General features: G+C 49.5%; 11 protein-coding genes. 8 read left to right on the top strand and 3 right to left on the bottom strand.

Annotated features, from left to right (window positions below; all coding sequences use genetic code 11):
- The first annotated feature begins 12 nt into the window (after positions 1 to 12).
- The 7 genes from HMPREF2955_RS07285 (at position 13) to HMPREF2955_RS07320 (ending at position 8,590) form a co-directional block, all read left to right on the top strand.
- Positions 13 to 1,425: a RagB/SusD family nutrient uptake outer membrane protein gene (locus HMPREF2955_RS07285; protein ID WP_070722252.1), complete on the top strand. Its 1,413-nt coding sequence runs from the start codon at positions 13 to 15 to the stop codon at positions 1,423 to 1,425.
- A 12-nt stretch (positions 1,426 to 1,437) separates the two neighbouring features.
- On the top strand, positions 1,438 to 2,274 hold the full coding sequence (locus HMPREF2955_RS07290) for a DUF4843 domain-containing protein (protein WP_070722254.1): 837 nt from the start codon (positions 1,438 to 1,440) through the stop codon (positions 2,272 to 2,274).
- 48 nt (positions 2,275 to 2,322) lie between these two features.
- Complete coding sequence (locus tag HMPREF2955_RS07295; protein WP_083317656.1) at positions 2,323 to 3,828, top strand: PKD-like family lipoprotein; 1,506 nt, start codon at positions 2,323 to 2,325, stop codon at positions 3,826 to 3,828.
- A 109-nt stretch (positions 3,829 to 3,937) separates the two neighbouring features.
- Positions 3,938 to 5,293 carry a TlpA family protein disulfide reductase gene (locus HMPREF2955_RS07300; protein ID WP_070722258.1) on the top strand — a complete coding sequence of 452 codons (1,356 nt, stop codon included), beginning with the start codon at positions 3,938 to 3,940 and terminating at the stop codon, positions 5,291 to 5,293.
- 1,161 nt (positions 5,294 to 6,454) lie between these two features.
- A complete protein-coding gene (locus HMPREF2955_RS07310) occupies positions 6,455 to 7,354 on the top strand; it encodes a Fic family protein (protein ID WP_210401287.1) in 900 nt (299 codons plus the stop codon).
- 125 nt (positions 7,355 to 7,479) lie between these two features.
- Positions 7,480 to 7,800: a metal-sulfur cluster assembly factor gene (locus tag HMPREF2955_RS07315; RefSeq protein ID WP_070722262.1), complete on the top strand. Its 321-nt coding sequence runs from the start codon at positions 7,480 to 7,482 to the stop codon at positions 7,798 to 7,800.
- Positions 7,801 to 7,825: 25 nt separating this feature from the next.
- Positions 7,826 to 8,590 (top strand): UDP-2,3-diacylglucosamine diphosphatase, encoded by a 765-nt coding sequence (locus HMPREF2955_RS07320; RefSeq protein WP_070722264.1) that lies wholly within the window; start codon positions 7,826 to 7,828, stop codon positions 8,588 to 8,590.
- Between the two features lie 123 nt (positions 8,591 to 8,713).
- Here the strand turns inward: HMPREF2955_RS07320 and radC are convergent, their stop codons facing one another.
- The 3 genes from radC to efp form a co-directional block, all read right to left on the bottom strand.
- Positions 8,714 to 9,394, bottom strand: a complete 681-nt coding sequence (gene radC / locus HMPREF2955_RS07325) for a RadC family protein (protein WP_070722266.1) — start codon at positions 9,392 to 9,394, stop codon at positions 8,714 to 8,716.
- A gap of 250 nt (positions 9,395 to 9,644) precedes the next feature.
- Positions 9,645 to 10,682, bottom strand: a complete 1,038-nt coding sequence (locus HMPREF2955_RS07330; protein ID WP_070722268.1) for a glycosyltransferase family 2 protein — start codon at positions 10,680 to 10,682, stop codon at positions 9,645 to 9,647.
- A 121-nt stretch (positions 10,683 to 10,803) separates the two neighbouring features.
- Positions 10,804 to 11,370 (bottom strand): elongation factor P, encoded by a 567-nt coding sequence (gene efp / locus HMPREF2955_RS07335; protein WP_070722269.1) that lies wholly within the window; start codon positions 11,368 to 11,370, stop codon positions 10,804 to 10,806.
- A 235-nt stretch (positions 11,371 to 11,605) separates the two neighbouring features.
- Here efp and HMPREF2955_RS07340 point away from each other — a divergent pair, with 235 nt between their 5' ends.
- On the top strand, positions 11,606 to 12,754 hold the full coding sequence (locus HMPREF2955_RS07340; protein WP_070722271.1) for a TlpA disulfide reductase family protein: 1,149 nt from the start codon (positions 11,606 to 11,608) through the stop codon (positions 12,752 to 12,754).
- The last annotated feature ends 52 nt before the right edge of the window (positions 12,755 to 12,806 follow it).

A 12,806-nucleotide genomic window follows, 5' to 3' on the forward strand; every position in this document is an offset into this window, starting at 1 on the left:
CACCTAAACACAATGAAATTTGGCAAATTTATCATAGCCTTGTTGCTCATTCTGGGCACAACCACGGCCTGCAACGATTTCCTCAACGTGCTACCTTCCACCGAAAAAGAGAAGGATGAGATGTTCTCTACGGTGGACGGCTGCCGCAGCGTGCTTATCGGAAGCTATATACGGATGAAGCAAACCAACCTCTATGGGGAAGAGATGGTGTGCGGAACAGTAGAGAATTTAGCGCAACACTGGACCTACAACGCTGGCAGCGTGGGCGAATATCTCAACAAATACGACTATAAGGCCGCCGTGGTAGAAACGGCGATGGGCAACATCTACAACAACCTATACAAGGTTGTGGCCGACGTGAACGGGTTGTTGAGCGGCATAGAGCAGCATCGCAGCGTGCTAGACGACACCAACTACAACCTCATCAAGGGCGAAGCCTTGGGTTTGCGCGCTTTCTGCCACTTGGATGTGTTGCGTCTTTTCGGTCCGATGCCCAACAATGTGCCCACATCCAAAGTTCTTCCATACGTCACGACGGTAACCAACCGCCCCAATGCCTTTCTCTCCTACTCCGAATTTACAACACAATTGCTCAAAGATCTTGACGAGGCGGAGAGCTGCCTGAAAGACGACCCCGTGCGTTCGAAATCTATCGAGGCTTTGAACAAGGATGCGGCATCAGAAGATAACTTCTTCACTGCCCGTCAACTGCGTATGAACTATTACGCCGTGTGCGCGCTAAAAGCACGCGCCTATCTGTGGATGGGTAACAAGGAGAAAGCATTAGCGTATGCCAAACTCGTGATAGACGCCAAGACACCCGAAGGTAACGCGATGTTCCGACTGGGCACGCGCGACGATTGTTCGCGAGGAGACAAGACGTTTTCAGCAGAACACGTCTTCAACTTAAAAGCGAACGACCTATCAAAAACATTGGGTACGGGGCGCACCTATCAAAAGCCTAAGGCCGAACTAACGGCACGCCTGTATGAGGCAGGCACTTCCGACATACGCTTCGTCAACCTGTGGGAAGAGGTGAACATCAGCTATTACAATCGCCCGTTCTACTTCCAGAAGTACACCCAAACGGAGAAGATGCCCACCCTTGCCAAAAACGTGATACCGCTCATCCGCCTTTCCGAGATGTATCTCATAGCGATAGAAAGCAGTCCGCTTGCAGATGCCAATGCTTATTACGCCACATTCTGCACAGCGCGCGACGTAACGCCCACCACGATGGCCAACGACAGCGAGCGGATTGACCTCTTGGTGAAAGAATATAATAAGGAGTTTTACGGAGAAGGACAGGCGTTTTATGCCTACAAGCGACTTGGTGCAAGCACCATTCTTTGGACCTCCGTGCCTGGTTCGGTAGAAACCTACGTAGTGCCTCTGCCAAAAGACGAGGCTGTATATGTAAACTAAACAAACATGACAATGAAAAAAATATTATATGCCGCCTTGCTGTGCGCCCTCTTTACAATGGGATGCAAGGAAGACGAGAAGTTGCTCTTTAACGAAAAGGCACGAGCAGAACTGGTTAGCGAAAACCAAAAGGCACCCGCCGACCATCCCTTTTCATTTGTATGGGGTAGCGACACGAGGGTGCGCGACACGGTTTTCATCCCCATTCGGGTGATTGGCGGGTCGGCCCCCACAGACAGGCACGTGCTTTTCGAGCAGGTGAGTGAATACATTGTAGACTATACCTACGACAATAAAGGCTACATCATAGACTCTACCGTTACCGAACGCACCGACAAAGCCATACCCGGCACGCACTATGTGCCGCTGAACGACGAGTCGATACGGCCTTTATTCACCATCAAGGCCGGCCGCGTTAAAGACAGCGTGGGCATTGTGGTGTTGCGCGACGCATCGTTGAAGAAAGCCAGCGTGCGCCTACGCCTGCGGTTGAAGGAGAACGAAGACTTCGCTTTGGGCGAACGCAGGTTGCAAGAACAAACCATCATCATATCCGACAAATTGGAAATGCCCTCCAACTGGAACTACACCACCAAGGCCTACTTGGGTAATTACAGCGCACCCAAACACCGGTTGATGATGCAGGTGGTGGGCGGCAAGGTAGACGACGTATGGATTGCGAAGGTAAACAAGTCGCAAGAACTCATCGTTTACTGGCGCGGCAAGTTCATCGAGGCGTTGGAAGCCTTCAACAGCAACCCTGCCAACATCGCCTCTGGCTTAGCCCCAATGCGCGAAGACCCCACCAACGCCAGCAGTCCGCTCGTCACTTTCCCTTCAAGGGTGTGACACAGCCGACACCTTTCTCTTTATCTAACCAACACAGACAATAACACGATGAAACATATAGCTATTTTCTCAGCCCTCGCAATGGCTTGTTTGCTTGGCAGTTGTTTCTCAGACAACGGCAACTACGACTATCAGCCGCCCATCAACATTCGCGTTACAGGGGTGAACGAGGCCTACACCGTTAACCCTACGGGCGATAAATTGCAAATCGCACCCAAGATTTATCCCGAAAACAGGCAATACGATTGCTTCTGGATGGTGATACCTGCCGCTGCATCATGGAACGAACAGGCCGACACCATCTCACGGCAACGCGACCTAGACTATAACGTGAACCTGAACGTGGGCAACTATAAACTGCGGCTATGCGCCAAAGACAGGGCCACGGGCGTGTTTGCTTACGAGCAATACGACCTATACGTAACCACCGACATGGACACGGGATGGTGGATTTTGAAAAGCGAGAGCGACAGTGCCGACATCGATTTCTTCTCGGAAACGAAAGCCAAGCCCAACATTGTGCACGCCGCCAACGGCCACCATCTGCAAGGAGCGGCACAAGATCTTTACTTCACCATCAACTATTGGAACTTCAACACCGCCACCTTACGCGACACACGCGTCAACGCCGTGTTCGTTGCCAGCAACAAAGACTTGGCCGTGTTAGATTATTTCACGGGCAAAATAATCCGCGGTTATGAAGAACTCTTTGTGGAAGAACCCGCACGCCGCGAAGTGCGCGACATGTTCGCAGGCCCGTCAGACGTGCATGTATATGTGGGCGACTTTGTTTACACGCTCTTCAACTCAAAGTACGACATCTATAAACAGTTCGTTCTTAAGACACTGGGCGACTACAATCTCTCGCCCATCCACCACTCTGGGCGCGCACTCCCCCTGCTGTTCAACACCAAGAACAGCTCGCTGTGCAGCGTGAGCCGCACTTCGCCCGCCATCAACTACTTCGTAGACGGCAACGGGCCGCTTTCTCCAAAGAACATGAACATGGATCTTGTCTTCATGGGTGGGCGCACCACTGCGGCCTACAACGAAGGCGATGAGGCCTTAGCCATCGTCAAACGCAAAGACACGGGCAAATATCTCTTGCTCACCTTAAACGGGAAACCCAATGGGATGGACCTCAACCCCATACGCAAATCCGAAGAGTTGGACGGTTCGCTCAACATGTTACAGGCCACCCACCGCGCCCTGAACCAAAACAATCGCATCATCTATTATGCCAAAGACAACCGCCTTTACGCCTGCAACCTCGACAACAACACCGAAACGGCACAAGGCATCAGCTGGAATTCGGGCGAACAGGTTACTTACATGGAGTTCTTAAAGTATGCGCCTTACGGCTTAGACAGCACATGGTTCGACTATCTGGCCATTGCCACCGCCCAAAACGGACATTATAAGCTATACCTGCACCCCGTGCCGGCGGGCAATGTAAAGCCTGCCGTCAAGGTGTTGGAAGGTAAGGGCAAGGTGAAACGCGCTTGTTTCATGAGCCAAACCAAAAACGGTTTCTACACCTCCACCCTGTTCTAAGTGCCGAAACTTCCTTTCTCGGCAGACAAAACGCTTTGCCCAAGGCACAAACAAGCAACGCCACATTATCGCAACAACAGCAAATTAAACCCATCATTCCAAACATTCAATGAAAAGAACAATAACGGTTCTCACCGCAGCATGCCTCTGCCTCGCATCGTATGCAGCCATCGTCATTCGCGGAACAATAGCCCCCGACCAGGGAAACAAGGTAAGCCTTTACGCCATCAACGACGGATTGGACAGTCTTTGCGCCACTGCACAAGTTACCAGGGGGAAGTTTGTGCTCAAATCGGCTGTGCCTTACAATGGGCTTTATGTGCTTAGCACCGACAAGGACAACAAGCAGAAACATGCCATATACCTGAAAGACGGCGCACAACTCGCCGTGAACTATGGCAGCAATTTGGTTGTGCAGCCTACAAACGCCAATGCCCACGAGAAAGATTTCGCCCTCTGGGCCACCAAAAGCGCACCCGTGTTCTACCATGCCTACCTCTATAACCACACGCCAGGGGGAAAGACGGTAAAGCCCCAACAATTCTTGAAAGAGATGGAAGTGCTGAAACAAACCGCCGCTGCTTTGAAACGTAAGGCCAATGGCAAGGGAGACAAGAACAGCTTGCTGCAACTGAAAATAGATGCCGACCTTGCGTTCTACATGCTTTCCTATCGAAAGAACAACCTAGATGCCGTGGACGACAACTTCATTTCGCCCGCCGCACTGCAAGACTACAAGCAGCTGTTTAGCGACAAAAGCGTGTTGCGCCTGCCCTACGCTCCTGAGATGTTGGCACTTTATGCAGATTACCTTGCCGAAAAGCAAAACATCGGCAAGGAAGACTATCGGCAACGTCTGTCGCTTTTGTCCAGCGAACCTTTGCGAGAAGCCTATCTCTACCAAGTGGCACAAGGCCTGAACTACGACGAGAAGTACACGGCACTGCTCCGCGCCTGGGGAGACACTCCCCTATCCTCGCGGTTACAGCAGGCGTTAAAGCCCATCGAAGAAGCATTGGCCTGGTCGAAAGTGGGACAAACCGCCATCGACTTCCGCGGCATTCGCCCCGACAGCACAACACTATCGCTGAGCGATTTGCGCGGAAAGGTGGTTGTTATAGACGTCTGGGCCACGTGGTGCGCACCCTGCATCCGCATGATGCCCTATTTCAAGCAACTGGAAAAAGAATTGTCGCACCCCGATCTCGCATTCATGAGCGTCTGCCTTGGCGTGTGGGCGGAGAGCGACCGCTGGGAAAAACTCATTCAAGAGCACGGCCTATCGGGCAACCTCATCTTTATCGACAGCTGGACCAAGGGTTTCGCCGTAGACTATCACGTAACGGGCGTGCCCCGATTTATGCTCATCGACCGCGAAGGCCGCGTACTATCGTTCGCTGCCCCTGCCCCCAACAAGCCCGAACTAAAAGCAATGATACTCGAAGCATTAAACGCAAAGCAGTAAGACAGGCTTGCGAACTCGCGCAAAAACAAAAGGCCTAAAAACACGGCATCCCCTTACACACGGGGTGAAGGCGTGCAAACAGCCCTTTTATGCAAAGCGCAACGCTTTCCCTAAGCCCTGCACTGCATGGCCCACCCCCACGTGAAAAACCCGCCCTTGCCTGCCAAGCGTTATGCTTAGCATTTCTAGCCTAGCCCCATTCGGGTTAAATTATTTTACAAAACACACCCTCCAAACCAAGCCCTTTTAGAGAAAACGGAGGGGCAAAACCACGTAAAAAGCATGTTTTTGCCCCTCAATGGGTTTCGTCTTCCTCACTTTTTTGACGCAAAAACCTGCATTTAGCACCAAATTGGCTCGCTAGTTTGTCGGCAGCTCATCATTTTTTCACGCCCAAAACCTGCTTTTTGACCCTAAAATGCCACTTTTTTACTGCCATTTTGCACCTTTTCTACACACATATTCTATCGCGCGCAAAGTTTTTTGCCCCTACATCCACAGCATTTTTATACATTTTGCCTCCCATTTAGGGGCAAATCACAGTGCATTTAGCGGCAAATTGCCTTGCATTTAGCACCAAAACGCACTGCATTTAGCACCAAAACGCAGCCTATTTTGCACCAAAACGCAGTGTATTTTGCCGCAAATAGCATGGTATTCGCATCAAACAGCGGCCATTCAGCATAAAATTGCGTTTAACATAACATAAACATGCAAACAGCTAGTTATGCACAAAGCCTCATTTTGCACCAAAAACAACTCTCGCGAGAATCGATTTTTTGCCGCCCGTCATCCACTCGACGACTAAAAAGGCACTCACAATGTTAAAAACTCTACTAAAAACATTACATTTCCACCCATACACAACCGCCCATTGCCTACACAAATCGCCCAAAAGAAAACCTTTCGCAGGTTTGGCAAAGCGTGCACGCCCACGATGTGTGGCAATAGCTCCCATCACATCTGCGGCAAAACGCCGCACAAACCATACCTATCTGCCACCCATCATCCACCAGTGGGGACGAACACGACCAACGCCATCAGGTGGACAATCTAGCCTTAAACTTACAACATAGAGTGAAAATCAGTGGCAAACAATTGCCCTTTGGTGCTGTGGTCAGCAATAAAATGTGTATTTTTGCAATAGCTTAAACGTTTAATATGCCAACAGATATACAGTTTGTTTCTACGAAAGAGTTTGCCGAGGCACATGGCGTGGCCGAACGTACAGTGCGCAGCTATTGCGCACAGGGCAAGATTTTGGGCGCACAACGCATTGGAAGAAAGTGGTGCGTACCCACCAATGCTACCCTGCCCACACGCAGAAACGCCAACGAAAGCATATCGCCACTGCTCGAAACGCTTAGGCGAGAGAAGGAATGCGGCATGAAAGGAGGCATCTACCACCATACGCAGATAGCCTTAACCTACAATTCTAACCACATCGAGGGTAGCTGCCTTACCGAGGAACAAACGCGATACATCTTCGAAACCAACACGATTGGCCTTACAGACAAGGCCATCAAGGTGGACGACATTGTGGAAACCACCAACCACTTTCGCTGTGTCGACTTCATTATCTCACGCGCCAAGGCACCCTTAACAGAACGAATGATTAAGCATTTGCACGCCTTATTGAAGAGTTCCACATCAGATTCGGCCAAATCGTGGTTTGCCACAGGCAACTATAAGCGGCTGCCTAACGAGGTGGGTGGCATCGAAACAATTGCTCCACAAAAGGTTGGCGAGGCTATGCGCACGTTATTAAAGGAATACCAAGCAATGAAAGAGGTTTCGCTAACACACATTCTCGACTTTCATCATCGGTTTGAAACCATCCATCCTTTCCAAGACGGCAACGGGCGCATTGGTAGGCTTATCATGTTTAAGGAATGTCTTAACCATCATATTGTGCCTTTCATCATCACCGACGAGTTGAAAATGTTTTATTATCGCGGTCTTCGCAACTGGCCAAGCATAAAAGAATATCTCCTCGACACCTGCTTAACGGCACAAGATAGCTATAAGGCACGGCTTGATTATTTCCAAGTAAAGTACTAAGTGGCCAAAGGTTGTGCATCTTTTCGCACCCGCTAACGGCAGATTATACCATTTTTTCGCTTTGCTTTCGTCGCCGTTCGATATTTTTCATTAACTTTGTTGGTAGAACAATAAAAGACATAGCTATGACACAAGAAGAGAAATTGAAGATAGAAGAACGGATTATTGATGTGCTGAAAACGGTTTACGACCCCGAAATTCCCGTTAACATATACGACTTAGGATTGATTTACAAGGTTGACTTGCACGAAGACGGCACGCTAGACCTTGACATGACCTTCACTGCGCCAGCCTGTCCTGCGGCCGATTTCATTCTCGAAGACGTGCGCACAAAGGTGGAAAACATCGAAGGTGTTACCTCTGCGAACATCGAATTGGTGTTCGAACCCGCGTGGGACCAAAGCATGATGAGCTACGAGGCACGCGTGGAACTGGGATTTGAATAAGCAAAGACCGCCAAAACCCTTGGTTATGAAGAATGTTTATTTTCTTTCGGACGCGCATCTCGGCTCGTTGGCCATCGAACATGGCCGCATGCACGAGCGGAGAATTGTGCGTTTTTTGGACAGCATCAAGCACAAAGCCGAGGCTATTTATTTGCTTGGCGACCTCTTCGACTTCTGGAACGAGTACAAGATGGTGGTGCCCAAGGGCTATACGCGTTTCTTAGGCAAGCTATCCGAACTGACGGACATGGGCGTTGAGGTGCATTTCTTCGTGGGAAACCACGACCTTTGGACATACGGCTACCTGGAAGATGAGTGCGGACTGATTGTTCATAAGAAACCACTTACAACAGAGATATACGGAAAGGTGTTCTACCTAGCGCACGGCGATGGGCTGGGCGACCCCAACAATTCGTTTAAGCTGTTGCGGAAGGTGTTTCACAACCGCTTTTGCCAAGTGCTTTTCAATGCTTTGCACCCGCGTTGGGGCATGGCTCTCGGTCTTAATTGGGCCAAACATAGCCGAATGAAACGTGCCGAAGGCAAAGAACCGCCTTACATGGGCGAAGATAAGGAGTATCTTGTGCTGTACACCAAGGCTTATATGAAGGACCACAACAACATCGACTTCTTTCTGTATGGGCATCGCCACATCGAACTCGACCTGATGCTGTCGAAGAAAACGCGCATGATGATACTCGGCGATTGGATTTGGCAATTCACTTATGCCGTGTTCGATGGCGAGCACATGTTTATGGAACAGTATGTGGAAGGCGAATCGCAGCCGTAAAAGTGGAGAAGAAATGCTGATCGTGGCTTGTCGGACTAGTTAGACCTGCCGGGCTTATCAGACCTGTCGGACCAGTCGAACCAGTTGGACCAGTTGGACCAGTCCAGCTAATAACTATCCCTTTTACACAAGCCTTCCTTCCTCGTGATAGCTGTAATAACGCCCATCGGTAATGATGATGTGGTCTAGAAAATGGATGCGCATCGTTTCGCAAGCCTTCTTTACGGTTTGTGTTAGTCGGTCGTCGGCCGTGCTAGGCGACGTGTTATTGCTGGGATGATTATGGCAAAGCGCCAGAATGGTGGTGTTGTTAAGCAGGGCCTCGCGCATAACAACACGCACGTCAACGGCTGTTTCGCTGATGCCGCCATGCGAAATACGAAACGCCTTAATCAATTTGTAGTTCTGATTCATCAGCAAAGCCCACGCCTCTTCCACGTCGAGGTCTTGCATTCGGGTGTGCATAAAGTTGTAGATGGCCGTTGCCGAACCAAGGTCTTGCCTTTCTTCGGCCTGCTCTTGCTGTCTACGCTTGCCCAATTCGCATGCCGCCATGATGGTAACGGCCTTGGCCTCGCCAATTCCGCGATAGTTCATCAGCTCGTTAAACGAAAGTCGGCCAAGGCGTTTTAGGCTGTTGCCACAGTCGTTGAGCATGCGTTTCATCAAATCAACAGCAGATTCGTTCACCGAACCCGACCCAATAAGGATGGCCAAAAGTTCGGAATTGGTTAGGTTTTCGGCGCCAATGCGCGCCATTTTCTCTCGCGGGCGGTCTTCTTCCGCCAAATCAATGATTTTCATGATTAAGGTTTTTAAAGGTGAAAAGGTGAAAGGGTGAAAAGGTGAAAAAAATGGCTAACGCCCATTAACTTGGATGCTTGGTTGTTCTAGGCAATCTAGTTATCCTAGAGTTTCTGGGCAATCTTGTTGTTCTAGACTTTTTTAATTGTTCTAAGTAATCTAGGCCACCTAGTTGTATTTATGGTATCTAGGCATTCTTGCTTAACTGCTCATCCTCGCTTACTACTTTACTCCCTTTACTACTTACAACTTACTTATAAAACGTTTTTTCAAAGGCACTGAACTCATCTTTGCCCTTAACACAGCGTCGCCACCATGCTTGCAAGAACCCAAACCCATAGCCCAGCAGCTGAGTAAAGGCTGCCGCCACGCTAAGCAAGGCGATATATAGGCTGCCAAACATGGTAAGCGCATGCACGAAAAGGGCCAACGAGTAAACCAATAGGGGCGAAACACCGGCTATAACGAGCCATTGGCCCAACACCACACAGCCTAACAGCCATGCAACAACGCCTACCAAGGCCACGCCAGCAAGCAAAATAACCCCTAAGGTGAACACCATAGGCAACAGATGCACCAGTTTTAGCGATTCGGGATATTTCTTATAGAGGTTAATTCGGGCGATGCCGCTGTTGTAAACCTGACGGAAGAACTTGCGAAAATCCGTACGCCGCTTGTGCCACACCCACGCATCGGGAAACAAACGACAACGAAGTTGCGCCTTAAAGATACGTATCGAGAGGTCGATGTCTTCGCCAAAGCGCATCTTCGAGAACCCTCCAAGCTGCGAATACGCACTGCGCCGCACGCCCATGTTGAACGAACGCGGGTAAAACTTGTCCATTTTCTTCTTTCCACCGCGTATTCCGCCCGTCGTTAAGAAAGCAGTCATCGAGTAAGAAATGGCTTTTTGCTTGGGCGTAAACGACGGATGGGCAGCATCGGGGCCGCCAAAGGCATCGGCATCGTTGGCGTTCAGTTCGTCTTCCACGGCTTGCAGGTAGCCAGACGGCACCACAACGTCGCTGTCTAGTATCAACACATAGTCGCCTTTGGCCCTTTCAACGCCGTAGTTACGGCTCTGCCCAGGGCCAGAGTTCTCCTTATAATAATAATGTAGGTTGAGCAAGCCGCGGTATTTCTCGCATACATCGTGGCAAGGAACGGCCGACCCGTCTTCAACCACAATCACTTCAAAGTCGGTTATGGTTTGTCGGGTAAGGCTTTCTAGCAGTTCGTCCACCTCATCGGGACGGTTAAAAACGGGTACGATAAACGAGTATTTCATTTGGCGGCATGTTTTAGGCGTGGTGCGAAGTTAGGTTTGTGGCTTTCGTAGCAGTGTGGCGAAAAAGGCCTACCCCACCTCCAACGAAACATGTTGGAGGTGAGCATCGGGCCTTATTGTCTTATTCTTTCACTCTTTGCAGGTACGACCCGTCGCGCGTGTCAACCTGAATCAGTTCGCCTTCGTTGATAAAGAGGGGTACGCGTACCACCACACCCGTTTCCAAAGTGGCAGGTTTTGTGGCGTTGGTAGCCGTATCGCCCTTGATGCCAGGCTCGCTGTGGGTAATGCGCAACACCGTTTTCACGGGCATTTCAGCAAACAAAACGGTTCCATCAGTGGTATCGGTAACAACTTCCACCACATCGTTCTCTTTCATAAACTCAACACCCGTGATGGCATCTTTGGCAATGGGGGCTTGCTCGAAAGTCTCTTGGTTCATGAAGATGTATTCTTCGCCGTCCTTATATAAATATTGATAGGGACGACGCTCAATGCGAACATCTTCCAGTTTAAAGCCAACCTGGAATGTACGATCGAGCACACGACCCGTGGTAACGTTCTTCAACTTGGTACGCATCACGGTGTTTCCCTTACCGGGTTTAACGTGTTGAAAGTCGATACAAGTGAAAATTTGGTTGTCAAGACGGATGCATGTGCCAATCTTGATTTCTTGCGAATTAATCATTTCTGTTCGTTTATATTATTATAATAATGTGCAAAGTTAGCCATTTCGCCGAACATTTCATCCGTTTAAGATATAATTTAACTGATGGTATGCGCTAAAAATCACCCACTAAGTACACCTCGCCATATTAAAAACACCTATTTTATGAGATAAAAAATGTAAAATGCGGTGAAAAACCATTTTCTTAATGTATTTTTGCGTAATAAATTGACACCAAATACACATACTTAAAACAATGAAAAGAATACTAACTACCGTCTTAACAACGGCCGCTATGCTCACTGCCAACGCTGCCAACCCCACGGAAGGCGTGTTGAAAGTGAAGGGTACGCTGAAAAACTTCGGCGACTCGCTAATCCTTTTTGTCGCCGAACCAGGGCATAACCCCAGTCCTCGCGATACTTGCGTGATGAAAAACGGTGCGTTCGACTTTACCGTTAAACTCGCAAAGGTATCCGATTTGACCGTGGCAACGCCCGATGCCGTTAGGGGACAATCGCGCCAATACCTCACTTTTGTGGGCGTTCCGGGAGAAACACTTGTGCTAAACGGCGATGCAGACGGCAAATATACTTACGACGGCTCTAAGTTCTACAAGGAGTTTGCCGAGCTGAAAAACGCTCTTGAAAACTCAAACTCGGAGTTGGATGCGCTCATCAAGTCGCTTAACGAACGCATGGAAAAGGGCGAAAAGCAAGAAGACCTGATGAAAGAGTATCAGGAAAAGGCGCCTGCACTGCAAGCTAAGGCCGGCGTGGCGTACAAAGACTTCATCAAAGCGCACCCCGATTACGAGGCAAACGCCATTATCGTAACCAGTCTTTCGAAGTTGGAAGAGATGGAAGAGGCTGCCAGCTTGATGTCACCCGCAGTTAGAGAAGGCCGCATGAAAGATTTCTACATGGCCAGCATCAATGGGATGAAGAAACAAAAAGAGGCCGACGAGAAGGCTGCTAAGGCACAGGCTGCTGGCGTTGTTGCTCCCGACTTCACGCTGAACAACCTCAATGGCAAGCCTTTCAAAATGTCGAGCCTTAAAGGTAAGTACGTTGTTCTCGACTTCTGGGGTTCGTGGTGCGGATATTGCATCAAGGGTTTCCCAAAGATGAAGGAGTATTACCAAAAGTACAAAGGCAAGTTTGAGATACTGGGCATCGACTGCAACGACACGCCCGAGAAGTGGAAAGCTGCCGTTAAGAAACACGAGTTGCCTTGGCTGAACGTGTACAACCCACGCGAAAGCAAGCTTTTAGCCAACTATGCCATCCAAGGATTCCCCACAAAGATTCTGGTTGGTCCCGATGGTAAAATCGTAAAGACCATCGTTGGCGAAGACCCCGCCTTCTACACGATGCTCGACGAGCTGTTCGGCAAGGCCAAATAAGCCCTCAAAACCAACGAATATAGGCAGGTTCTAAAAATTACCTTTACTGTAT

Origin of the sequence: Prevotella sp. HMSC073D09 (assembly GCF_001814145.1) — a bacterium.
Classification (GTDB): domain Bacteria; phylum Bacteroidota; class Bacteroidia; order Bacteroidales; family Bacteroidaceae; genus Prevotella; species Prevotella conceptionensis.

Bases quoted from the DNA above. Each gene is read 5' to 3' on its own strand.
- HMPREF2955_RS07295 (WP_083317656.1), top strand. From the start codon at position 2,323: ATGAAACATATAGCTATTTTCTCAGCCCTCGCAATGGCTTGTTTGCTT.
- HMPREF2955_RS07315 (WP_070722262.1), top strand. From the start codon at position 7,480: ATGACACAAGAAGAGAAATTGAAGATAGAAGAACGGATTATTGATGTG.
- HMPREF2955_RS07300 (WP_070722258.1), top strand. From the start codon at position 3,938: ATGAAAAGAACAATAACGGTTCTCACCGCAGCATGCCTCTGCCTCGCA.
- HMPREF2955_RS07310 (WP_210401287.1), top strand. From the start codon at position 6,455: ATGCCAACAGATATACAGTTTGTTTCTACGAAAGAGTTTGCCGAGGCA.
- efp (WP_070722269.1), bottom strand. From the start codon at position 11,370: ATGATTAATTCGCAAGAAATCAAGATTGGCACATGCATCCGTCTTGAC.
- radC (WP_070722266.1), bottom strand. From the start codon at position 9,394: ATGAAAATCATTGATTTGGCGGAAGAAGACCGCCCGCGAGAGAAAATG.
- HMPREF2955_RS07340 (WP_070722271.1), top strand. From the start codon at position 11,606: ATGAAAAGAATACTAACTACCGTCTTAACAACGGCCGCTATGCTCACT.
- HMPREF2955_RS07290 (WP_070722254.1), top strand. From the start codon at position 1,438: ATGAAAAAAATATTATATGCCGCCTTGCTGTGCGCCCTCTTTACAATG.
- HMPREF2955_RS07320 (WP_070722264.1), top strand. From the start codon at position 7,826: ATGAAGAATGTTTATTTTCTTTCGGACGCGCATCTCGGCTCGTTGGCC.
- HMPREF2955_RS07285 (WP_070722252.1), top strand. From the start codon at position 13: ATGAAATTTGGCAAATTTATCATAGCCTTGTTGCTCATTCTGGGCACA.
- HMPREF2955_RS07330 (WP_070722268.1), bottom strand. From the start codon at position 10,682: ATGAAATACTCGTTTATCGTACCCGTTTTTAACCGTCCCGATGAGGTG.